Source organism: Flavobacterium sp. Arc2 (assembly GCF_041431385.1).
GTDB lineage: Bacteria > Bacteroidota > Bacteroidia > Flavobacteriales > Flavobacteriaceae > Flavobacterium.
In genome coordinates this window covers 186699-210081 of record NZ_JASMRH010000005.1, presented here as the reverse complement: position 1 = coordinate 210081, position 23383 = coordinate 186699, and the positions used below count along the sequence as shown (strand labels likewise).

At 35.1% G+C, this 23383-nt stretch carries 18 protein-coding genes; 10 read left to right on the top strand and 8 right to left on the bottom strand.

The features are described from left to right. The first annotated feature begins 719 nt into the window (after window positions 1-719). The 4 genes from QO182_RS05130 (at window position 720) to QO182_RS05115 (ending at window position 4749) form a co-directional block, all read left to right on the top strand. Entirely contained in the window at window positions 720-1298 is a 579-nt protein-coding gene (locus QO182_RS05130) for a non-canonical purine NTP diphosphatase (RefSeq protein WP_371560277.1), read from the top strand. Between the two features lie 203 nt (window positions 1299-1501). Then, window positions 1502-3427, top strand: coding sequence for a DEAD/DEAH box helicase (locus tag QO182_RS05125; protein WP_371540969.1), 1926 nt, complete (start codon window positions 1502-1504; stop codon window positions 3425-3427). An 87-nt stretch (window positions 3428-3514) separates the two neighbouring features. After that, the gene (locus tag QO182_RS05120) at window positions 3515-4282 is read left to right on the top strand and encodes a carboxypeptidase-like regulatory domain-containing protein (RefSeq protein ID WP_371540970.1); all 768 of its coding nucleotides are present in this window, start codon (window positions 3515-3517) and stop codon (window positions 4280-4282) included. Window positions 4283-4410: 128 nt separating this feature from the next. Then, window positions 4411-4749, top strand: a complete 339-nt coding sequence (locus tag QO182_RS05115; RefSeq protein WP_371540971.1) for a DHCW motif cupin fold protein — start codon at window positions 4411-4413, stop codon at window positions 4747-4749. Between the two features lie 247 nt (window positions 4750-4996). On the opposite strand, the gene QO182_RS05110 is transcribed toward QO182_RS05115, so the two are convergent. Beyond that, on the bottom strand, window positions 4997-6460 hold the full coding sequence (locus tag QO182_RS05110) for an aminoacyl-histidine dipeptidase (RefSeq protein WP_371560275.1): 1464 nt from the start codon (window positions 6458-6460) through the stop codon (window positions 4997-4999). A 905-nt stretch (window positions 6461-7365) separates the two neighbouring features. Here QO182_RS05110 and QO182_RS05105 point away from each other — a divergent pair. Together QO182_RS05105 and QO182_RS05100 are read left to right on the top strand one after the other, a co-directional pair. Further along, on the top strand, window positions 7366-8613 hold the full coding sequence (locus QO182_RS05105) for an MFS transporter (RefSeq protein ID WP_371560273.1): 1248 nt from the start codon (window positions 7366-7368) through the stop codon (window positions 8611-8613). Window positions 8614-9010: 397 nt separating this feature from the next. Continuing rightward, the gene (locus tag QO182_RS05100; protein WP_371560271.1) at window positions 9011-10072 is read left to right on the top strand and encodes a DUF3810 domain-containing protein; all 1062 of its coding nucleotides are present in this window, start codon (window positions 9011-9013) and stop codon (window positions 10070-10072) included. A 33-nt stretch (window positions 10073-10105) separates the two neighbouring features. Here the strand turns inward: QO182_RS05100 and QO182_RS05095 are convergent, their stop codons facing one another. Then, on the bottom strand, window positions 10106-11410 hold the full coding sequence (locus QO182_RS05095; RefSeq protein WP_371560269.1) for an NAD(P)/FAD-dependent oxidoreductase: 1305 nt from the start codon (window positions 11408-11410) through the stop codon (window positions 10106-10108). A 259-nt stretch (window positions 11411-11669) separates the two neighbouring features. Here QO182_RS05095 and QO182_RS05090 point away from each other — a divergent pair, with 259 nt between their 5' ends. Further along, entirely contained in the window at window positions 11670-12164 is a 495-nt protein-coding gene (locus QO182_RS05090) for an RNA polymerase sigma factor (RefSeq protein ID WP_074723875.1), read from the top strand. 5 nt (window positions 12165-12169) lie between these two features. After that, window positions 12170-12802, top strand: coding sequence for a hypothetical protein (locus QO182_RS05085; RefSeq protein ID WP_371560267.1), 633 nt, complete (start codon window positions 12170-12172; stop codon window positions 12800-12802). Between the two features lie 92 nt (window positions 12803-12894). On the opposite strand, the gene QO182_RS05080 is transcribed toward QO182_RS05085, so the two are convergent. Together QO182_RS05080 and QO182_RS05075 are read right to left on the bottom strand one after the other, a co-directional pair. Beyond that, window positions 12895-13704, bottom strand: a complete 810-nt coding sequence (locus QO182_RS05080) for a lysophospholipid acyltransferase family protein (RefSeq protein ID WP_371560266.1) — start codon at window positions 13702-13704, stop codon at window positions 12895-12897. A 122-nt stretch (window positions 13705-13826) separates the two neighbouring features. After that, the gene (locus QO182_RS05075) at window positions 13827-14477 is read right to left on the bottom strand and encodes a CoA pyrophosphatase (protein ID WP_371560264.1); all 651 of its coding nucleotides are present in this window, start codon (window positions 14475-14477) and stop codon (window positions 13827-13829) included. 84 nt (window positions 14478-14561) lie between these two features. Between QO182_RS05075 and QO182_RS05070 the strand changes: the two genes are divergently transcribed. Further along, window positions 14562-14996 (top strand): DUF4268 domain-containing protein, encoded by a 435-nt coding sequence (locus QO182_RS05070; RefSeq protein WP_371540978.1) that lies wholly within the window; start codon window positions 14562-14564, stop codon window positions 14994-14996. A gap of 211 nt (window positions 14997-15207) precedes the next feature. Here the strand turns inward: QO182_RS05070 and QO182_RS05065 are convergent, their stop codons facing one another. The 4 genes from QO182_RS05065 to QO182_RS05050 form a co-directional block, all read right to left on the bottom strand. Continuing rightward, on the bottom strand, window positions 15208-16749 hold the full coding sequence (locus QO182_RS05065; RefSeq protein ID WP_371560262.1) for an acyl-CoA carboxylase subunit beta: 1542 nt from the start codon (window positions 16747-16749) through the stop codon (window positions 15208-15210). A gap of 3 nt (window positions 16750-16752) precedes the next feature. Next, entirely contained in the window at window positions 16753-18195 is a 1443-nt protein-coding gene (accC, locus tag QO182_RS05060; protein ID WP_371560260.1) for an acetyl-CoA carboxylase biotin carboxylase subunit, read from the bottom strand. Between the two features lie 4 nt (window positions 18196-18199). Beyond that, complete coding sequence (locus QO182_RS05055) at window positions 18200-18685, bottom strand: acetyl-CoA carboxylase biotin carboxyl carrier protein subunit (RefSeq protein WP_371540981.1); 486 nt, start codon at window positions 18683-18685, stop codon at window positions 18200-18202. Window positions 18686-18864: 179 nt separating this feature from the next. Continuing rightward, a complete protein-coding gene (locus QO182_RS05050) occupies window positions 18865-21069 on the bottom strand; it encodes a radical SAM protein (RefSeq protein WP_371560259.1) in 2205 nt (734 codons plus the stop codon). A 196-nt stretch (window positions 21070-21265) separates the two neighbouring features. Between QO182_RS05050 and QO182_RS05045 the strand changes: the two genes are divergently transcribed. Beyond that, entirely contained in the window at window positions 21266-23359 is a 2094-nt protein-coding gene (locus QO182_RS05045) for a T9SS type B sorting domain-containing protein (RefSeq protein ID WP_371560256.1), read from the top strand. The last annotated feature ends 24 nt before the right edge of the window (window positions 23360-23383 follow it).

The following is a 23383-nucleotide window of genomic DNA, read 5'->3' as shown; positions in this document are numbered from 1 at the left end:
AGAAGTCATATCTCAAAGTTAATTATGCAAAAATATTCATTTTTGCAAAACTTCTCCCCAGGTTTTGTTCCTGATCCTTATCTTCATCAACTTATACCTTTTGATACAACCAACTATTAAATACACTACTCCTTGCAGATGGCCATACTCAATAACAAACCAAAATCATACTCAAAGATAGCAAAAAAATAAAATTAATATACTGAAATACAGTGAGTTAAATACTAATTAACATTATTACAATTATCGCTAAACATATCGCAATAAATTTTGACAATATCCCATTTATGTCTAAAAATTAAATCCAATAAATTTGCATTAAATACAAATTTCAAGACATGCACTGATACCCCTTAGCTAATTAAAATTATACCCCATGGACAAACCGCACAAAAAAACACTTTGTTACAGCCATCTAATTTTCAGACTTTGCTTCATTATGATCAATTTTATCTTTTCATACAGTTGGCTATCAAATCGACTACTCTTGAATACGGCTGTAAGAAATCATATTCAAAGACTTAAACAAATAAGAACTTAACTTATTGTTAATAAGATCTGCACCACCACCGTAAGCTGTTTTAAAAAAGTTAGAATAAAAGGCACTTACAATCTATTTCACCTACCACTTCTCATTCTAATACTATTAAAGGATACCTATATAACAGCTCTTTTTTTTTTAAAAACACTTACCTTTGATACATCCTAAATAAAAATAAATGAAACTCGTCTTTGCTTCAAATAACAAAAATAAAATAAAGGAAATTCAACAACTACTGCCATCAACTATAGAAATAGTAAGCTTGGAAGATATAGGTTGCCATGAAGAAATTCCAGAAACTGCCGATACTATCGAGGGAAACGCCATTTTAAAAGCCAATTACGTCACTGAAAAATATGGTTACGATTGTTTTGCTGATGATACAGGACTGGAAGTAGAAGCCCTGAATGGAGATCCCGGAGTATTCTCAGCCAGATATGCTGGCGAACAACGCAGTTCTGAAGACAATATGGACAAACTATTGCTAGCTTTATCTAATAATCCAAATCGTAATGCCCATTTCAAAACAGTAATTGCTTTAAATGTAAACGGGGGACAACATCTATTTACAGGCATAGCAGAAGGCCAAATCACTATAACCAAAGCCGGAAGCGAAGGTTTCGGTTACGATCCTATCTTCCAACCTGAGGAGTATCTACAAACTTTTGCCGAATTGTCCTCTGCAATAAAAAATCAAATCAGTCATAGAGGAAAAGCCACCCAATTACTAATCAGCTTTTTAAAAAATAAAAAGTAAGTGTTAAAATTCAACGATTTTGATTGGGATATTTATTATCTCCACCGTTATTTCTTTATCTAATTCCAAATTCAAACTGATAAATCTAAATTTAAAAATCTAACTTTCTGATAATCAAATAACAATAAAAAGACAAAACTTTAGACAGCATTAGTTTATCTCAAATATTAACAGTACTTTTGCACACTATTTTAAAAACACATATGAATAAATTTGAACAATTAGGATTGAGTGAATCGTTACTGAAGGCGATTTTAGATCTAGGATTTGAGAATCCGACCGAAGTACAGGAGAAAGCGATTCCCCTATTATTGGAAAAAGACACAGATATGGTTGCGTTGGCTCAAACAGGGACAGGGAAAACGGCAGCATTTGGATTTCCAGTTATTCAGAAAATTGATGCCAACAACAGAAATACTCAAGCATTAATTTTATCTCCAACACGCGAACTTTGTTTGCAGATTACCAACGAAATTAAAAACTACTCTAAATACGAAAAAGGTATTAATGTGGTAGCAGTTTACGGTGGAGCTAGCATAACAGACCAAGCAAGAGACATTAAGAGAGGCGCACAAATTATTGTGGCAACTCCAGGAAGAATGCAAGATATGATTAACAGAGGATTAGTAAACATTTCTCAAATTAATTATTGTATTCTTGACGAAGCTGACGAAATGTTGAACATGGGTTTCTACGAAGATATCGTAAACATCCTGTCAACTACGCCAGACGAAAAAAACACATGGTTATTCTCGGCTACAATGCCTGCAGAAGTAGCTAGAATTGGAAAACAATTCATGAAAGATCCTATTGAAATTACAGTAGGGGCTAAGAATTCAGGTTCTGCAACAGTATCACATGAATTTTACCTTGTAAACGCACGTGACCGTTACGAAGCTTTGAAACGTTTAGCTGATGCTAATCCAGATATCTTCTCAGTAGTTTTTTGTAGAACAAAACGTGATACACAAGCTGTTGCTGAGAAATTAGTAGAAGATGGATACAGCGCTGCTGCATTGCACGGAGATTTATCTCAAGCGCAACGTGATGGCGTAATGAAATCTTTTAGAGGAAGACAAATCCAAATGCTTGTAGCTACTGATGTTGCTGCACGTGGAATTGATGTTGATAACATTACTCACGTAGTAAACTATCAACTACCTGACGAAATAGAAACTTACAATCACCGTTCAGGTCGTACTGGTCGTGCTGGTAAATTAGGTACTTCTATTGTAATTGTAACTAAAAGCGAATTGCGTAAGATTTCTTCTATTGAAAGAATCATCAAACAAAAATTCGAAGAAAAAACAGTTCCTTCAGGAATCGAAATTTGCGAAATCCAATTATTACACTTAGCTAATAAGATTAAGGATGTAGAAGTTGATCACGAAATTGACAACTATCTGCCTGCAATCAATAATGTACTTGAAGGCTTATCGAAAGAAGAGTTAATCAAAAAAATGGTTTCAGTTGAATTTAACCGTTTCATCAACTACTACAAGAAAACTAGAGATATCTCTAATCAATCTTCAGGTTCTGAAAGACGTGATGACAGAGATGGTGCTCCAAGAGACAATAATGGTGGTGCAACAAGATATTTTGTGAACATCGGTTCTAGAGATAACTTCGATTGGATGTCATTAAAAGACTACTTGAAAGAAACATTAGACTTAGGTCGTGATGACGTTTTCAAAGTAGACGTAAAAGAAGGTTTCTCTTTCTTTAACACAGATCCTGAGCACACAGATAAAGTTATGGAAGTATTGAACAACGTACAATTAGAAGGACGTCGTATCAATGTTGAAATTTCTAAAAATGATGGTGGCGGAAGACGTGATCACAACGGAAGAAGTTCTGGTGGTGGTGGTTTTGGTGGCGGAAGAAGTTCTGCTCCAAGAAGAGAAGGTAGTTTCGCACCAAGAAGAGAAGGTTCTGGTGGTGGTTTTAGAAGCGACAGAAACTCTGCTCCAAGAGAAGGCGGTTTCGGTGGAAGAAGCTCAGCTCCTAGAGAAGGTGGTTTTGGAGGAAGAAGTTCAGCTCCTAGAGGTGAAGGTTCTTCAGACAGAGCTCCTAGACGTTCTGAAAGTTCTAGTGACTCATCTAGACCAAGAAGACCAAGAAGAGACTAACATTTACTGTTAATTTTCTTATAATTATATAAGAGAACTATAGAATATTTGATCTTGTTTACTACTTTTAAAGTTTTAAATCAGTTTATGAAATATTTTATAGTTCTCTTTTTTTTAGCACTATCCTTAACCGCATCATCCCAAGAGATAGTTCACTCCCAAAAAGTATCTGGCTTTATCTATAACGACAACAATAAGTCGCCATTGATTAATGCTAATATCATCAACATCAATAAAGTTAGAGGAGCACGAACCGACTCTAACGGTTATTTTGAAATTGACGTTCAACCTACAGATACGTTACATATTTCTCTTTTAGGTTTTCAATCACTGAGAGTTAAAGTCACCAATGACTGGATAAAAAACAAAGTAGCTAAGATTTTTCTAACCGAGAGTGCTATTGCACTGGAAGAAGTGGTTATTAGACCATTTAACCTAACAGGTTATCTCGAGGTAGATTCAAAAACAATTCCTACAAGTGAAAATTACCGATATAGTATTTCTGGCTTAACCCATGGATACGAAGCTGGTGAATACTCTCCAAATGCATTTGGAAGGGTTCTCGGCTCCATTTTTAACCCAGCGGATATGCTTTATAATTTCTTTGGTAACAACCCAAAAGAATTAAAAAAGTTAAAAGAAATGAGGAAAGACGATACGGTACGCAACCTTCTAGAATCGAAATTTGACAGGGAAACCCTTGCGGTACTTTTAGGTATTGATAAAAAAGAAATCCCAGAAATATTGCAACGTTGTAATTACTCTGAATCGTTTATTAAAACTGCAAATGACCTACAAATAATGGACGCAATTAGCGGCTGTTATGAAGAATATAAAATTTTGAAGAAACGATAATTTAAAAGTTTATTATCAATATTCAAAAATCAAGCAAAAAATTATCAATCCCCAATTACAAACGTAATTGGGGATATTTATTTAAAACACACTCCCTTTATTGTACTATTAATTATAACGCTAGAAACATGTCAAATATACCTTTCCAAACTATCGACTGGGGCACAATAGAAAAAATAGCATATCCTGGAGAAAAAGGAACTGCCTACTGGCAAACGATGCAGTTGGGCGGACTAAGGATTCGAAAAGTAACCTATTCCGCAAATTACTTGGCAGATCACTGGTGTCAAAAGGGACACATCGTGCATTGCCTCAAAGGAAACTTCATCAGTGAACTGGTAACGGGAGAAGAGATTAAACTTACGGCAGGAATGACATATGTAGTTTCAGATGATTTAAGTTCGCATCGCTCGATATCTGAGGCTGGTGTTGAATTATTAATCATCGACGGGGATTTTTTAAAATAATATTTAGAAGGAACCAAAATATTACATACATTTACTTACATTAAACACGAAAATCCAAATACTATTATCATGGCAAAAAGTCAAGACGCGAAGAAAACCGCCAAAAAAGAGCCTCTTAAAACGGCTAAAGAAAAGAAAGAAGAAAAAAGAGACAAAAAAAACGCTCCCAAAAGAGAGTAATTCTTTTAAATAACAAACCCTCGTTTATTACTAAACGAGGGTTAATTTTTATACTTAAATCCAATTGCTATTTAACCGGAATATTAGCCAAAACCTCAACTAAGAATTTCCAGAATTTTTGAGATGACGAGATACTTGCTCTTTCATCTGGCGAGTGCGCTCCTTGGATAGTTGGACCAAAAGAAATCATATCCATATCAGGATAATTAGTTCCAAGGATTCCACATTCTAGTCCAGCATGACAAGCCACTACTCTTGGTTTTTCACCAACTTGTTTCTCATAAATAGGTATTAAAACATCCATGATTTCTGATTCTGTATTAGGAGTCCATCCTGGATAAGATCCTGAAAGTTCTACTTCACATCCCATTAATTCAAAAGCCGATGTCAAAGCATTAGCCAAATCAAACTTAGCCGTTTCTACAGACGAACGCGTTAAACACTGTACAGACAGTTTTCCTTCTCCTAAAACTACTTTGGCTATATTATTAGACGTTTCTACTAAATCAGCAAAGTCAGCACTCATTCTATAAACGCCGTTGTGAGCAGTATACATTGCTCTTACAAAATAATACTGAGCAATAGACGGCATTACTTTTGCCGGTGTAGTATCCAGTTTCTCAAAAACCACCTCTAAATTAGGTTCAGTCGCTTTTAATTCTGTTTTTATATCATTAACCACTTGTTGCATGTCATACACAAAAGCTTCATCAAATACCGAAGCAATTATAACTTGCGCCACACTTTCACGAGGAATAGCATTACGAAGGCTTCCTCCTTTTATTTCTGATATTTGCAATCCAAAATTATCAAAACCATCAAATAATACGCGGTTCATGATTTTATTAGCATTCCCCAGTCCTTTGTGAATATCCATTCCTGAATGCCCCCCTTTTAATCCTTTTACGGTAATTGAATACCCTATAGAACCTTCAGGAGTCTCCTCTTCATCATACTCTGCAGTAGCAGTAACGTCAATTCCACCGGCACAACCAATGTCGATTTCGTCATCCTCTTCCGTATCTAGATTCAAAAGAATTTGTCCTTGAAGAATGCCTCCTTTTAAATTCAAAGCCCCTGTCATTCCAGTTTCTTCGTCAATGGTAAACAAAGCTTCAATAGCGGGATGTGGAATATCTTTACTTTCTAAAACTGCCATAATTGCCGCAACACCTAAACCATTATCTGCTCCAAGTGTAGTTCCTTTAGCACGAACCCAGTCTCCGTCTACATACATATCGATTCCTTGTGTATCGAAATCAAAAACAGTATCTGAATTTTTTTGGTGCACCATATCCAAGTGTCCCTGCATTACTATTGCTTTACGGTCTTCCATTCCTGAAGTTGCTGGCTTACGGATAATCACATTGCGAATATCATCTTCAAAAGTCTCTAATCCAAGGCTTTTACCAAAGTTTTTCATGAACTCAATCACTCTTTCCTCTTTTTTTGAAGGGCGAGGAACGGCATTCAAATCGGCAAACTTATTCCAAAGTACTTTTGGTTCTAAATTTCTTATCTCTTGACTCATTTATTGTTGTTTGAAGTTTAACATTTTTAAACCTCAAAGTTACAAAGTTTAAATTCGTTTTCAGCCTTACAAAGCAATTTATCCCTTAAAATTAGTACAATCTTTTGGGTGTCCCAAAGTGTCGAAACCAACAAAAAAGGGGCTTCCTTATCTCTTGCGTATATAAGCTGCCTTAGCAACCTTTAAAACACTGCACTTACTACTATATACATGTCTGCATACTACCATTTCTGAGAACAATGCAACCACATGAAGTGAGGTAAATTTAAAAAAACTCGCAGTTATGCGCCAACCGTGATTGCTTAGTTATTAACAATAAATCGTTTTACAGTGTTTTCTTAATACTCTTCTATCGCTTTATTTTACCAGCAAGTATTTATACCTTTTTTATAATCAAGTAGCATACTTGATCGTTTAAAGAAATAATAAATTGTGCAGCTATTCTTTGTATACGCTTACTACCCTTTAAGAGTTGCTGCGATATAAAACTCATATAATTTTCAATTTCTTATATGGTTTGAAAAAAATTCATGAATAACTAATCCATAATAAAAATTGCTTACAAATATTTATTTCCACTTTCTTAAAACAGACCGTAGTGATAATAAAAATGTATTTATTTACCTTTAAATTTTCCCTTTTAACAAAAAAACAACTTAAAAATCCAAATACTAAAAATGACACAGTATACAATTATTCTTAAATTAAGTTAATTCAACATAATTTTTAAAAAAATAGGAATTTAAAAAATAGGAATCATTTTTTTATACCAAAAAAAAACCTAACCAACTAAATTTTATAGTGAGATGCTAAAAAGATAGATGTATTCGTAAATTTGAGAAAATATTATAAATTCATTTTCCACCCTATCTTCGTTGGCGGTTTTGAATTTTGGACGTCAAATTATGCAATCAAATACTACTACCGTTACCAAAAATCCTTACTTGCTTGCTTGGGTTTTTGGATTAATCTTTTATCTTCTTGAATATGCCGTTCGTTCTGCACCAAGTGTAATGATTCCCGAGCTTTCACATGCTTTTACAACTTCAACAAAAGGAGTCAGCTCCGTTATAGGAATGTATTATTTAACCTATTCGATTACAAGCTTAATCGCTGGAATCGCTTTAGATAAATTAGGAGCAAAGTACCCATTATCTATTGGGACAATCATTGTAGGATTAGGTTGTATCTTATTTGCTGTATCGAGTATTTATGATGGCTATATTGGTAGACTACTACAAGGCGCTGGTTCTGCAATGGCATTTCCCGCTTGTGTTTATTTAGCTTCAAAAGCTTTTTCTCCACGTAAACTGGCGACTGCAATTGGCGTAACACAATCTTTAGGTATGTTAGGCGGATCTGCAGGGCAATTTATAATTGGACCCGCCATCAGAAACGGCTACAGCTTACCTTTTATATGGATTGGGTTAGGTCTCTTAATTATTGCTATCGGTATTTTCATTTTATACATTACTCCACAAGACAAGGTTGAATTGGCCGTTAAAAAGACAGAAAAAGGCGGATTACTATCCCCTTATAAAATTGTTTTTAGCAATTCGCAAAGCTATTTGTCTGGTGCGATTTCTGGATTATTATTTGCTCCCACAACTATTTTTGCAATGACTTGGGGTGTCGCCTTCTTTCAAAAAGACCGTATGATGGATTTTGAAACCGCTACACTTGTTAGCGCTTGTGTCGCCTTGGGATGGGCTGTTGGTTGCCCGTTAATGGGATGGATTGCAGATAAAATAGGTCGAAGAAAACCGGTTCTGATTGTAGGCGCATTATTCATGATTTTAAATTTATTGCAATTGCTTTATTTTCCAGAAATGTACCCCGCATATATAAGTACATTCCTTTTAGGAGTAGCTTCTGGAGCAGCAATGATACCCTATTCTATAATCAAAGAGAGTAATCCTGACAAAGTAAAAGGTAGTTCAACTGGAGCCATTAATTTCTTAACTTTTGGTGTAACGTCATTACTAGGACCTTTATTTAGTAATCTGTATGGAAACACTCTAGGAACAGCTATAGATAAGGAAATTCATTTTCAAAATGCAGGCTTGTTTTGGGTAATTTGTATTGGTATAGCTGTAATTTTCGCTTTCCTTTTGAAAGAAACTGGCAAGAAAAAATCGGAGATAGTTTCCTGAAAATTTAAGTTTACTTTTGCTGTGCCAAAGATTTAAACGCTATGGATATCCTTTATAAATCGTTGTTCTTTATCTGAGCAATAAAGCTAATATGCCCTTACATTTCTTATATGGTTTAATGAAACTTGAGGAGCCAACGGTTTCTAAGGCTATCCTTTTCGAAACAAAACTTACATAACTTATATCATAAACAAAAGTTTGCGTCTCTATGGGATTTCTCCTCAATTCACCGTGTAACAAAACTTATATGACTTATATGGTAAACAAAAGTTTGCATCTATCTGTATTTATCTTTCTGATTCTCTACGAAAAATAAATTTTCCGATTCTCTGCAAAACAAAAAGTTACTATATTTACCATTCACATAAAAATAGCAACGCCAATAAAATTTCGCTTCGTGAAACAAAAATTCATTCTTCCCTTTTTCCTAATTGTCCAAATAGTTCTTCTACAAATCATTTCTTTTTTCCCTGAAAGCGTGGAGCGTTATTATAGTAAGGGCCTATATCTTAATATCTCTCACTTTTTAAGAACTATATTGGGGCGTATTCCTTTTTCGTTAGGAGATTGTCTTTATATTATTTTAATTTTCTTTTTTTTAAAATGGTTCTGGAACAAAAGAAAATCCTGGAAACAAAATTGGAAAGACAATAGTTTGCAGCTGCTCCGTTTTTTCTCCATATTTTATTTTTTGTTTCATATCCTATGGGCATTGAACTACTATCGCCAACCACTCTTTGAAAAAATGAAAATTAAAAGAGAGTACACAGATGCTGACTTGTTGGATTTTACAAAAAAATTGATTGCAAAAACAAACCAAATCCAAATCCAACTTACAAAGTCAGATAGCTTAAAAGTGGTTTTCCCTTATTCGCAAGAACAGGTTTTCACAATGAATTTAAATGGTTACAATAACTTATCGAAGCAACATCATAACTTTCATTTTATAACTTTAAGCACTAAAAAATCATTGTTTAGTGTGCCCTTAACGTATATGGGATTTGGAGGATATTTAAATCCGTTTACAAATGAAGCGAATGTGAACTATTTAGGTCCGATGTATAGTTTCCCCATGACTACCAATCATGAAATGGCGCACCAAATGGGATTTGCTAACGAAACCGAATGCAATTTTATTGGTTTTCTCGCATCAGTAAAAAACGATAATTTGTATGTTAAATATTCAGGCTACAGTTATGCTTTACGGTATTGTTTAGGTATTTTAGAATATAGCAATGAGGAATCATTTGACGAACTACTAAAAACAGTTCATCCCGGCATATTAAAAAACTATCAGGAAAGCACCAATTTCAGAAAAAAATATAAAACACCCATTGAAACTGGTTTCTACTTATTTTACGATCAATTCCTAAAACTGAATCAACAAAAAGACGGCATAGAGAGTTACAGTAAGTTTGTGAATTTGATGGTCAACTATTACAAAGACAACCAATTATAAACATGGGTAATTATCTCAGTTCACAAATTATTTTTAAACCTCATCACTTGTAAATGCCGTAAAACTCTTCTTTTTATAGGGTCTAATAATCAAACGACCTTCGCGGTCAAAACGAATATAGTTGTAAACCCAGTTTAAGAAAACCACTGCTTTATTTTTGAATCCAATTAGCGAAAATAAATGCACAAACATCCAAACAAACCAAGCAAAAACACCACTAAAATGATAATTAGGTAAATCTACTACTGCCTTATTGCGTCCTATAGTGGCCATCGATCCCTTATCATTATATTCAAATGGCTCCATGGTTTTATTTTGAATTAATTTTACAATATTTCCTCCCAGCAATTTACCTTGTTGTAAAGCAGGTTGCGCCATCATAGGATGTCCTTGTGGGAACTCTTCTGTTTCCATAGAAGCGATATCTCCTACTGCAAAGATATCATCATAACCTTTTACCTGATTGAATTGATTTACACGGATACGCTCTACTCTTTCTACCAAAGAATTAGCATCCAGACCCGCTACAACAGCTCCTTGAACCCCGGCAGTCCATATTACAGTAGCAGTTTCAAAAGTTAAATCAGAATTAGTGGTAATAGTACGACCATCATAATTAGTCACTCGAACGTTCTTCCAAATTTTAACTCCAAGTTCCATTAAAAATTTTTCAGCAGCCTTTGATGACTTTTCGGTCATGGTATTAAGAATCCTGTCCCCGCTCTGAATGAGGTTAATCTCCATTTTTGCTATATCTAAATCCGGATAATCCTTTTGTAGAATTGCCTTTTTCATTTCGGCAAGAGCGCCGGCTAGCTCCACTCCTGTGGGTCCGCCACCTACGAGTACAAAATTGATCAAACTATTTTTTTCGGCAACATCAGTAGTTAAGACGGCTTGCTCAAAATTCTCCAGAATCAGACTTCTGATGTTTAATGATTGCGGTATCGTTTTCATCGCCATACTGTAGCGTTTAATATCCTTATTACCAAAATAATTGGTTTTTGACCCCGTAGCCATAACCAGATAATCATAGCTTAACTCCCCTATTTCGGCAATAATCTTTTTATTCTTAGTATCAATTTCCTGAACATTTGTTAAACGGAAATAACAATCATCATATTCCTGAATCACCTTACGAATGGGATAGGCAATAGAACCTGCCTCAAGACCTCCCGTAGCCACTTGATATAATAAAGGTTGAAAAGTATGGTAGTTATGCTTATCTAAAAGAACAACTTGTACTTTTTGATTCTTTAGTTCTTTGGCTAGCGCAATTCCTGCAAAACCACCACCAATAATTACGATTCGAGGTAAAGTTGATTTAGGGATATTCATAATTATTTTTAATTTCTAATTGTTAAAAATCAAATATACAAAGTTTAGTGTTTGTTGTTGAATTTTACGGCGACTGTAAATGTGATTTTGAAAAATATTAGTTGTAGATAGCCCCGATGGAAATGTAAATCCTCCCGTTTTTTTTTTAGGGAGATTGTAATGTACAGCGGGACAAGGCAAAAATGTCAAACTAACTCTTTGTGCTCCTAAAAAATGAATTACTTTGTAACAAAATTGAAATGCAGTACACTAATCATTTATGAGTGAAAATCTAGAACATTCTTTTGTCACACAATTAAAGGAAAATCAGAATATAATCCACAAAATTTGTAGATTATATACTGACTGTGAAGATTCTCATAAAGACTTATTTCAAGAGGTCACGATTCAATTATGGAAGGCGTTTCCAAAATTTAGAGGCGATAGCAAATTTTCTACTTGGGCCTATCGCGTAGCGCTGAACACGGCAATCACGTTGTACCGAAAAAACAAACGATCATTATCTACCGTTGAATACGAGGGCCGGCAACATTTTATTAAGGACGTAGAGTATAATTATGAGGAGGAGGAGCAAATAAAGCTCATGTACAAGGCTGTATACCAATTAAACGACATTGAAAAAGCATTGGTTTTCATGTATCTGGAGGATAAGGATTATCGTGAGATAGCAGAAACATTAGGGATTAGCGAGGTGAATGCTAGGGTGAAAATGAACAGAATAAAAGGGAAACTAAAAAAAATACTAAATCCTTAAGGAATATGAAAGAACTGGATTTATTAAAAAAAGACTGGCAAAAGAACAAAGATTCTTTTGAGCAGATATCAGAAAAAGAAATTTACAAAATGATTCATAGAAAATCGTCTTCTATTGTGAAGTGGATTTTAATCATTAGTATTATGGAGGTATTATTATGGACGTGTTTAAGCGTGATTTTTAATGCAGACGATTATCTTGAAAAAATAAATAGTGAGGGATTCGTTTCCTATTTAAAGATATTCAACTACTTAGGTTACGGAGTAATCGTAATTTTCATTTATTTATTTTATAAAAACTATATCCGAATTTCAACAATTTCTTCTACAAAACAATTGATGAAAGACATTTTGAAAACCCGTAAAACGGTACAGTGTTATGTTTGGTATAATCTGGCAATGATAGTATTTGCTCTAATAATTGGGTTTATAATCGCTTTATTTTACAATCCCGAAACTGTTGTTTTGAGAGAAAAAATCGAAAGTGATCCAAAAATTATGGCAATCACCGTTGGTATCTTAGCCTTAATTACCATTGTATTATTTGGATTATTTTGGTTGTTTTACAGACTGCTGTATGGTATTTTACTGCGAAGGTTACATGCTAATTATAAAGAACTGAAGAAGATAGACTTGTAGTAGGAGTACTTATTTTTTTCAAATAAAAAACCCAGCAATTTTAAGTGATTGCTGGGTTTATATTTTTGTAAAAAAGGGCTTTTATTAAGATCTTAATATTCCCATTTACGAAGTGTATTCAATTTCTCTTGCTCTTCGACTTCTTCTAATGGAATTACTTTTAGAAAAGAGGGGTGTTGCTCGATTGCATACTCTACTTTCTCTACGATGTCGTCAATAGAATCATTGTCATAGTCAATTTCAAGAGGCTCTTTGATGATAAATGATTGAAGAATTCCCTTCTTTTTCATACGAAGCCCTTTTTTGTCAAATGAACGACGAAAACCGTCAATAACAATAGGAACCACTATAGGTCGGTGCTCTTTAATTATATGAGCCGTTCCCTTACGAACAGGTTTGAAAGATTTAGTTGTTCCTTGCGGAAAAGTGATTACCCAACCATCTTTGAGTGCTATTTTAATATTCTCCGTATCATTAGGGTTAACATCTTTTTTATCAGTAACATCCTTTCCTTTTTCACGCCAGGTTCTTTCTACCGTAATGGCACCAGCATAAGCCATTATCCTTGTCAACAAACCTGCGTGCATTGTTTCTTTGGCGGCCACATAATAGATGTTTAACTTGGGATTCCATAAGTACAATACATTTTTTATATTGTTTTCTCTCCCCTTTAAACTAGCGTTAAATACATGAAACATAGCAACAACATCAGCAAAATAGGTTTGATGATTCGATATAAAAAGCACGTTAGTGTCTGGTAAATTTCTAATAATCTCTGAGCCTTCAATCTGTAATTCATTGAAACCTCTATAACGCCTATGGGTAACGCCTCCGAAAATTCGAATCAACCATCTCTTCACAAAAAGAATGTGCCCAAAAGGATTTCTCTTAAATAACCCCATAAAATTGTGTGTTTATCTTGTAAATTTGGATTACAAACTTACGAAATTTATTTTTTGTACTCTATTGTTATAACTATGTGTTCGGTCGCAATAAGAAGCTTGATTACTCACTGCTTATCTAATCATTTCTCTGAATCCAAAACCGACTTCAACACATCTTTTAACTCACTAAGCATCATTGCGGTAGCGCCCCAAACAACATGCCCTTCAATCTCAAAAGCAGGAACATTAATATTCGTGGCATAAGAAGTCGTCATATTTGCCTCAATTATTATTTTGTCGCTCAGAAAGACCGATAACGGCAATTCAATGATACTAGAAACTTCAGTTGGATCAAGCACAAAACACACCTCCTCTTTACAGATACCAAAAAATGGATAGACCATAAAGTTACTTGGTGGTATATAGGTAGGCGTAAATAATTTAATAATTTCCATCTGATTAGGAAGTATTCCCACCTCTTCATGTGTTTCCCGTAAAGCCGTCACAGAATAATCTGCATCTTCTGTTTCCCATTTCCCTCCAGGGAATGCTATTTGCCCAGAGTGAACGCCTTCATAAGAGTTCCGTACAATTAAAACTAAATGTGTCATCCCATTCTTTGGGTAAAACAACATCATAACCGCCGCCAGTCTTGGGTCTTTATTTTCACTAAATGCATTTTTTAAGCTTTCCATTCTTTCAAATGGAGCCATTTTAAGATGCGCCTCCATCGCAGGAAGTTTCGCTTGAGCGAAGTGAGGAACATATTCTAAAAAATGTTGAAAATCCATAATCAAAGTCTATTTTTGCATATTAAAGTAAATGTACTCTAGAAAATAATAGTTCGCAAATTTTCTAATAATCAAACAATCAAAATGTATAGCAAAGAAGAAACTCAAAAATTAAAGAGAGAGTTCTGGGTGACATTCGCAGAAAAATTCCCTCGTAAATGGGTGTTATATGACACAAAAATTAAAGACTTCTCTTTTAAGTTTTATGTAGACAATAAAAAAGCCCAAGTTTTAATTGATATTGAGCATCGAAATAACGAAACCCGAAATGCTTATTTTGATAAACTAGAAGCCTTAAAAAATATATTGGCAGACGAATTTATTGCCGATTTAGTATTTGAAAGAGACTACGTTCTTGAAAACGGGAAAACAATCAGTCGTATATGGGTTGAAAAACTAGGAGTAAGTGTTAGTAACAGAAACTACTGGGACGAAATATTTGCTTTTTATAATGAAAAAATGACTGCTTTGGAACTTTTCTATTCAGAATACGATGATTTTATAAAAGACATAGCATAGTCGAAAAAAACTGATTTTATTAGTTTTGTTTTTCGTGCTTTCGACAGCACTGATATTATATTCTTACAAGTAAAAAAGCGATTATTAAATAGAATTTTTACTATTCAATAATCGCTTTTTTTTAATCCTAAAATAGAGTGCTAGTCGATCTTTAGAAACTACTTGTATCCTACAAACGAGAAGTGTAGTCTATTCTTATAACTTCTAAAGACTACAACGGAATATTTCCGTGCTTTCTATTAGGGGTAACACTTACTTTATTTTCAAGCATACTATATGCTTTAATCAATTTTCTGCGTGTATCTTCTGGCAATATAACCTCATCCACAAAACCTCTTTGAGCTGCAGTATAAGGATTCGCAAATAACTTTGCATATTCCGCTTCTTTTTCTAAAAGTTTAGCTGCAGGATCTGCTGCTTCGTTAATTTCCTTCTTAAAGATAATCTCTGAAGCTCCTTTGGCTCCCATCACGGCAATTTCGGCAGTTGGCCATGCATAATTCATGTCGGCACCAATGTGTTTCGAGTTCATCACATCATAAGCTCCACCGTAAGCTTTACGGGTAATAACTGTAATTCTAGGCACGGTAGCTTCACTTAAAGCATAAAGCAGTTTAGCACCGTGTACGATAATGCCATGCCACTCTTGATCTGTTCCTGGCAAGAAACCAGGTACATCTACCAAGACTAACAAAGGAATATTGAAACAATCGCAAAAACGGGTAAATCGTGCCGCTTTTTTCGAACTGTTCACGTCCAAAACTCCGGCTAAGTACAAAGGCTGATTTGCCACAATACCAATGCTTCTTCCGCCCAATCTGGCAAAGCCTACAATAATATTTTCGGCATAATTTTTATGAACTTCATAAAAGGAATCTTCATCAATAATCCCTGCAATAACATTATGCATGTCATACGGCTTATTCGGATTATCAGGAATTATAGTTGCTAATTGTTCTCGTAGCTCATCGTTTAATTCATAAGGCAACTTTGCAGTCGTCTCTTTATTACTTTGTGGTAAATAGCTCAACAATTTTTTTAGATCTTCTAGACATTCTACATCATTTGCAGAAGTAATATGTGCCACACCAGACTTAGTAGAATGGGTACTTGCCCCTCCCAGTTCTTCTGAAGTTACGGTTTCATTCGTAACCGTTTTCACTACATTGGGTCCCGTCACAAACATATAACTGGTGTCTTCTACCATCATGGTAAAATCTGTCATAGCAGGAGAATATACCGCTCCACCGGCGCAGGGGCCCATAATCGCAGATATTTGCGGAATAACACCACTTGCTTGTACGTTTCTATAAAAAATATCAGCATAACCACCCAAAGAGCGAACACCTTCTTGAATACGAGCACCACCTGAATCGTTTAATCCAATCATAGGAGCACCCATTTTTACTGCCATATCCATCACTTTACAGATTTTTTCAGCATGTGTTTCAGACAAAGCTCCACCAAAAACGGTGAAATCCTGGGCAAAAACGTAGACCAATCTTCCATTGATGGTTCCGTATCCGGTAATTACACCATCGCCGTAATACTGCTCTTCTGCCATTCCGAAATCTGTCGTACGGTGTGTCACCAATATCCCAATTTCTTCAAAAGAACCTTCATCCATCAAATAGTTAACGCGCTCTCTGGCGGTTAATTTCTTCTTTTGGTGTTGTTTTGCAATTCTATCTTTACCTCCACCCATATGGGCTTGAGCAATTTTATCGTTTAATTCTTTTATTTTAGACTCCATAATTTATTGATTTGGTAATCGTACTATTTTTTGATCTTCAAAATATTGCTTCAAAGCGATCATCGCGGCAATTTCAGCTTCTTGTGCCAATTGATTTTTCAACAAGTCAGCACTGTAATATTTTTTCACAAAGTGCGTGTCAAAATTACCAGAACGGAAAGCGTCGTGTTCACAAACAAATTTACCGAAAGGCAAAGTAGTTTGAACTCCTTCTACCAAATACCCATCAATTGCTTTGATCATAATTTGGATAGCCTCTTCTCGGGTTTCGCCATATGTGATCAACTTAGCAAGCATTGGGTCATAATAAATTGGTATATCCATTCCTTGCTCAAAACCGTTATCCACACGAATACCTTCGCCAACAGGTAATTGATACACATCTAAATGTCCAACACTTGGAAGAAAATCATTCATGGGGTCTTCTGCATATACACGCAACTCTAACGCATGTCCCTTTATTTTTAAATCTTCCTGCTTGATTTCTAATGCTTCTCCCCTAGCAACCTTGATTTGTAGTTCTACTAAATCCAGTCCAGTAATCCATTCGGTCACGGGATGCTCTACTTGCAAGCGAGTATTCATTTCAAGAAAATAGAAATTATTATTTTCATCCAATAAAAATTCTACAGTTCCTGCTCCTAGATAATCACAAGACTTGGCAACTAATACGGCTGCTTCGCCCATTTCTTTTCGCAATTCTGGTGTTAATACCGAAGAAGGAGCTTCTTCTATTACTTTTTGATGGCGACGTTGTATGCTACATTCTCTTTCGAATAAATAAAGAATATTCCCATGACTGTCAGCCATGATTTGTATTTCGATATGACGAGGAGATGCAACATATTTTTCTATAAAAACAGAACCATCACCAAAAGCATTTATAGCCTCGCTGATTGCTCTTTTCATTTGCGATTCAAACTCTTCTTCATTCTCGACAACACGCATCCCTTTTCCACCACCACCGGCAGAGGCTTTAATCAAAATAGGAAAGCCTATTTCTCTGGCAACTACTTTTGCTTTTTCAATATCGGTAATCGCTTCGTCTAAACCGGGAACCATCGGAATGTTGTATGCTTTAACTGCTTCTTTTGCAGCTAACTTACTTCCCATTATATGTATGGCTTTCGATTTAGGCCCTATAAAAATGATGTTGCTTTGTTCTGCTTTTTCAGCAAAATCAGCATTTTCACTTAAAAAACCATATCCTGGGTGAATAGCGTCCACTCCTAATGATTTGGCCACTTCAATTATTTTATCACCTAATAAATAAGATTGATTTGAAGGTGATTCTCCTATCCAAACTGCTTCATCAGCAAATTTAACGTGAGGTGCATTTCTATCGACTGTTGAATAAACAGCCACTGTTTTAATACCCATTTTCTGGGCGGTCTTCATTACTCTAATGGCAATTTCTCCCCTGTTGGCAACTAATATCTTTTTCATATGCTTATTCAAATTCAATTAATAACTGCCCTTTATCTACAGCATCTCCTAACAATACTGATATTGATTTGATGATTCCGTCGCGTGGAGAAAGAAAACTGTTTTCCATTTTCATGGCTTCCAGAATTAACAGACTGTCGTTTTCTTTTACTGTCTGTCCCACTACCACACTAATTTCCAATATCAATCCCGGCATAGGTGCTTTGATCGCATTGATCTGCTTGGTCAATCCTACCTCAAATCCCAATTCATGTATAAGCTGATCTAAATCATTAGAAATAGCAACAGTATAGCTGTTGTTATTTACTTTTACAATATAGGTTTTATGATTAAAATCAGCCGAAAGAATCTCCGCTTTGTAGGGTTTGTTTTCGTGTAGTACATGGAATGTTTTAGCATCCATATTTACAGCGTCGAGCTGCGAAACTTGTTCTTTATCAAAATCAAATTGAAAAGAATCATTTACTTTTACTTTATAGCTATCACTCATTAATGCAATTTTTATGGTCGTAAAAATAAGTAAAAGAAAACGTTTTCGTAATATAAAAAGACAGATTTATGCTAAAAAGGTATAGTTATACAACTATATTTTGAAAATATAAATTTCATTCCTTCCTTTAAACTTTCGAGTTATTTAAAAACTCTTTTATAAAAAAGCTCGTGTGATCTTTAAAGAACCAATAACCCAAACTCCCTTAAAGTGTTAATTGGCTTTGAGTACCAAAACAATTCGAAGTCCTCCAGATTACTCTCGAAATCGCTCTTAATTTCCTGAAAAGTCAGAATTTTAATATTAGTTACTGCTATTTTCTGAAGCATAGCTACTAACCATTCTCCTTCTTTCTTATTTGTTTGAATGCTAAAACTTTCTTTTTTGTCATGAAAAGTCAAAGTCATCATTTCCCAAGAATTTCCTTTTTTAGATTTGGTAAAATGATCAACTGAAGGTTTCCCTCCTAACCAAACAATTTTGGCTGTTGCTTTTATATTAAAGTCTTCCGCTACTTCCAAAGCATTAAAGATATAGTCTTCGGAAATTTTAGTCTTCGGAATTTTAAATTCAAACCAGTCCTGCAGTTCATAGTCGAAACAGATTCCGTGCATAAAATTGAATAATGATTTTTTGAGTCCAAAACTAAACTTGTCGTGATCTATTCCTGTGGAGTCAATATAGTTAATATCATTATTAGCAAAAGTCCCTATGACTTCCGTTTCTTTGACAACGCCAAATTTCTCTGGATACATGCCTACTGGACTGTGAGCCGTCATGGCAAATTGATGCCAAAAACCAGACTGCAATACTCCTGCTTCAAACAATTGACGCACCATTTCCAGACTGTCCACCGTTTCCTGAACTGTTTGAGTTGGATAACCGTACATCAAATAAGAATGCACCATAATCCCTGCTTCGGTAAAATTGCGGGTGACTTTGGCTACTTGCTCCACCGTTACTCCCTTGTCTATCAATTTCAACAAACGATCTGAGGCTACTTCGAGACCTCCAGATACGGCAATACAACCAGAAGCTTTTAACAGTAAACACAAATCTCTGGAAAAACTTTTTTCGAATCGAATGTTTGTCCACCAAGTTACTGATAATTTTCTTCGAAGTATTTCGAGTGCCAGCGCACGCATCAAAGCGGGAGGAGCAGCTTCATCTACATAATGAAAACCATTTTCTCCTGTTTGCTCCATCATTTCCTCCATACGATCGCAAAGTAAACTAGCCGCAACTGGTTCGTAGATTTTGATGTAATCCAATGAAATATCACAAAAAGTACATTTCCCCCAGTAACAACCATGTGCCATCGTGAGTTTATTCCAACGTCCATCGCTCCACATGCGGTGCATAGGGTTTACAATCTCGATAACCGAAATGTATTTATCCAAAGGCAAATCAGAATAATCTGGCGTGCCCACTTGTGCTTGCTTGTAATCTGGTTTTAGGGAATTATTTTTGTAAACTACTTTGCCATCTTCTAAAAGAAAAGTTCTTTTGAAGGAGTTGTGATTCGGGTTTTCAATATTGGCTATTAATTCCTCAATAGGCACTTCGCCATCATCTAATGTAATGTAATCGAAAAACTCAAAAACACGTTCGTCCGAAAGAGAACGCAATTCGGTGTTAGGGAAACCACCTCCCGCAGAAATTTTAATTTCGGGATAGTGTTTTTTTACCCATTGTGCTGATCTAAAGGCACTATATAAATTTCCAGGAAATGGAATAGAAATCAAGAATAATGTAGGCTGAATAGTTTCTATTCGTTCTTTTAAGATCGAAAGTAATACTTCATCATTATAAGTTAGTTCTTGTTGCAAAGCTTCGTACAATTCGTCGAAAGAATTAGCACTTCTTCCTAAACGCTCTGCATACCGGCTGAAACCAAAGTTATCATCCACACATTCCACAATAAAATCAGAGATGTCTTCGAGGTACAAAGTGGCCAAATGTTTCGCTTTATCCTGTGTTCCCATACTTCCAAAAGCCCAATCCAGTTCTTCCAGTTGTGCAAAACGAGAAGCTTCCGGCAAATAATCTTCTTGGCAGATTTGGAGTGCCAAGGTTGGATTTTTTCCCTGCAGAAAACGAATTACCGCATCAATAGTTTTGATGTATTCATCCTGCAATGCAAAAATACGTTTGGAGTTATCTGAAATCGTGTTTTTTGAATCTTGAAACTTTAAACCTGAAACTTTAAACAAATTTAAAAGCCCATCTTTCGAAAACAATTTCAAAATCACTTCGATCCCTAAATCTGCCTGAACAGAATCAATGCTTTTGGTATTCAGAAACCCTTTTATGTAAGCGGTTGCTGGATACGGTGTATTCAGTTGGGTAAAAGGCGGCGTAATGAGAAATAATTTGGTTTTCAAAGGAAATAAGTTTTGTGCAAAAATAAGGGTTATTTGTGTTCTTTCCACCAAAAGATTAAAAGACAAATTTATTGTGGTTGTATTAATTTTAAAAAAGTGTGTCATACTAAAAAACTATTTGGGTTTCTACATATTTATCTATATTTACAATCTATACTTCAAAATAATATTTTGCTTCCAACACGTTTAAAGATCTATGTTTAAAAACTACAAACTCGGTATATTTGCTTTAATAATTTTATTCGCTCTCAATATAAAGACCTACTCCCAAACAATTCAGTGGCAAAACACGATTGGAGGTAATGATACAGAATGGGCTGATTTTATAGAATTGTCAAAGGATGGGAATTATATTTTGGGAGGATATTCTCACTCTAATATTTCTGGCGATAAAAGTGAGAATTCGAGAGGCGCAAGTGATTATTGGTTACTAAAAATTGATGACGTTTCTGGTAATTTATTATGGCAAAAAACAATTGGAGGAAATAATTATGATCATTTGACTTCTGCAAAAGAAACAACCGATGGTGGTTACATCCTTGGCGGATACAGCTCTTCAGGAATATCAGGAGAAAAAACTCAAAATTCAAGAGGAAATGATGATTATTGGGTCGTAAAACTAGATGCTAACAGAAATATTATTTGGGATAAAACTTTTGGTGGAACCGGGGTAGATCGATTAACTACAATAATAGAAACTAATGATGGAGGATACTTAATGGGAGGCTCGTCTGATTCAAATATATCAGGAGAAAAAAACGAAAACTCACAAGGTATGCTCGACATGTGGATTATAAAGACAGACATATCCGGTAATATAATGTGGCAAAAAACATTTGGCGGCAGTAATCCTGATTGGGTACAATCTATTGTCAAAACTCCAGATGGCGGTTATATTTTAGCGGGATCATCGCATTCAGGGATTTCAGGGGACAAAACTGATAACTCACGAGGTGGAGGCGATTACTGGATCATAAAAATTAATTCTCTAGGCTCAATCATATGGCAAAAAACTTATGGAGGGGATAATGGTGATTATTTAAAATCTATAATAGCTACCTCCGATGGCAATTATATTTTAGGAGGAGACTCTTTTTCAAATATTTCTGGAGACAAAACGGAAAAAACAGTAAACAACTCAAATGACGTTTGGCTTTTAAAAATAAACGGCCTAGGGCAAATATTATGGCAAAAAGATATTGGCGCAGATAGTACTGAAGCATTTGCTGATATTCGAATGACCTCCGATAATGGCTTTATTCTTGGCATCATGTCCTACTCGGGAATTTCAGCATATAAAACCGAAGCTTCAAGGGGAGACCGAGATTATTGGATAGTGAAACTAGATTCAACTGGTAAATTTGAATGGGACAAAACGGTAGGCGGTGATAATCTTGACCAGCCTCAATCTATTGTGCAAGCAAAAGATGGAGGATATGTAACATTGGGATGGTCTCAATCTGATAAATCAGGAGACAAAAGTGAAAATAAAAGTGGGTTGCAGGATTTATGGGTAGTTAAGCTTAAGCTATGTTCTCAAAGTTTATCCGCAAGTAGTAATTCTCCAATTTGTGAAGGTAAAACCATACAACTCTCTGCTAATGGTGGAACAAACTATTCTTGGACAGGTCCAAATGGCTTTTTATCCACTGAACAAAACCCATTCATTCTTAATGCAGCTCCATTGCAAGGTGGTCAATATACATGCACTATAACAGGAACTGGTGGATGTGACGATACAAAATCTACTATTGTTGTAATCAATAGTCTATCAGAACCAGTAGCAACTTCACCGCAATCATTTTGCATTACCGAAAATGCATCTTTAAACAATATAATTATAAACGGCCAAAACATAAAATGGTACGATTCTCTGACAATAGGATTACAAATTCCTGAAACCACAGTATTAAAAAATGGAGGTAATTATTACGCTTCACAAACTATAGCTGATTGTGAAAGCAATCGAATTTTAATAAACACCCGACTTTTAGCGGTTGCAGATTGTGATTTAATAATAGATGATGATACATCATTAGCATACCCAAAATACTTTACCCCAAACGGCGATGGCTTTAACGATACCTGGAAAATCAAGTTTTCAGATTTAGAGACGACACTAAGTATAAAAATATTTGACCGATACGGTAAATTCCTAAAAGAATTAACTCACAACAACTCTTGGGACGGGATGCTCAATGGTCATGAACTTCCGGCTACTGACTATTGGTTTATAGTAACCAGAGTAAATGGAAATGAGTACAAAGGTCATTTTAGCCTAAAACGATAAAAATAAAAAGCGCAAAATTGAATA

Excerpts from the sequence above, each read along its gene's own strand:
- QO182_RS05080 (WP_371560266.1), bottom strand. The coding sequence starts at position 13,704 with ATGGGGTTATTTAAGAGAAATCCTTTTGGGCACATTCTTTTTGTGAAG.
- QO182_RS05125 (WP_371540969.1), top strand. The coding sequence starts at position 1,502 with ATGAATAAATTTGAACAATTAGGATTGAGTGAATCGTTACTGAAGGCG.
- QO182_RS05105 (WP_371560273.1), top strand. The coding sequence starts at position 7,366 with ATGCAATCAAATACTACTACCGTTACCAAAAATCCTTACTTGCTTGCT.
- accC (WP_371560260.1), bottom strand. The coding sequence starts at position 18,195 with ATGAAAAAGATATTAGTTGCCAACAGGGGAGAAATTGCCATTAGAGTA.
- QO182_RS05085 (WP_371560267.1), top strand. The coding sequence starts at position 12,170 with ATGAAAGAACTGGATTTATTAAAAAAAGACTGGCAAAAGAACAAAGAT.
- QO182_RS05065 (WP_371560262.1), bottom strand. The coding sequence starts at position 16,749 with ATGGAGTCTAAAATAAAAGAATTAAACGATAAAATTGCTCAAGCCCAT.
- QO182_RS05090 (WP_074723875.1), top strand. The coding sequence starts at position 11,670 with ATGAGTGAAAATCTAGAACATTCTTTTGTCACACAATTAAAGGAAAAT.
- QO182_RS05055 (WP_371540981.1), bottom strand. The coding sequence starts at position 18,685 with ATGAGTGATAGCTATAAAGTAAAAGTAAATGATTCTTTTCAATTTGAT.
- QO182_RS05130 (WP_371560277.1), top strand. The coding sequence starts at position 720 with ATGAAACTCGTCTTTGCTTCAAATAACAAAAATAAAATAAAGGAAATT.
- QO182_RS05070 (WP_371540978.1), top strand. The coding sequence starts at position 14,562 with ATGTATAGCAAAGAAGAAACTCAAAAATTAAAGAGAGAGTTCTGGGTG.
- QO182_RS05095 (WP_371560269.1), bottom strand. The coding sequence starts at position 11,410 with ATGAATATCCCTAAATCAACTTTACCTCGAATCGTAATTATTGGTGGT.
- QO182_RS05110 (WP_371560275.1), bottom strand. The coding sequence starts at position 6,460 with ATGAGTCAAGAGATAAGAAATTTAGAACCAAAAGTACTTTGGAATAAG.
- QO182_RS05115 (WP_371540971.1), top strand. The coding sequence starts at position 4,411 with ATGTCAAATATACCTTTCCAAACTATCGACTGGGGCACAATAGAAAAA.
- QO182_RS05075 (WP_371560264.1), bottom strand. The coding sequence starts at position 14,477 with ATGGATTTTCAACATTTTTTAGAATATGTTCCTCACTTCGCTCAAGCG.
- QO182_RS05045 (WP_371560256.1), top strand. The coding sequence starts at position 21,266 with ATGTTTAAAAACTACAAACTCGGTATATTTGCTTTAATAATTTTATTC.
- QO182_RS05120 (WP_371540970.1), top strand. The coding sequence starts at position 3,515 with ATGAAATATTTTATAGTTCTCTTTTTTTTAGCACTATCCTTAACCGCA.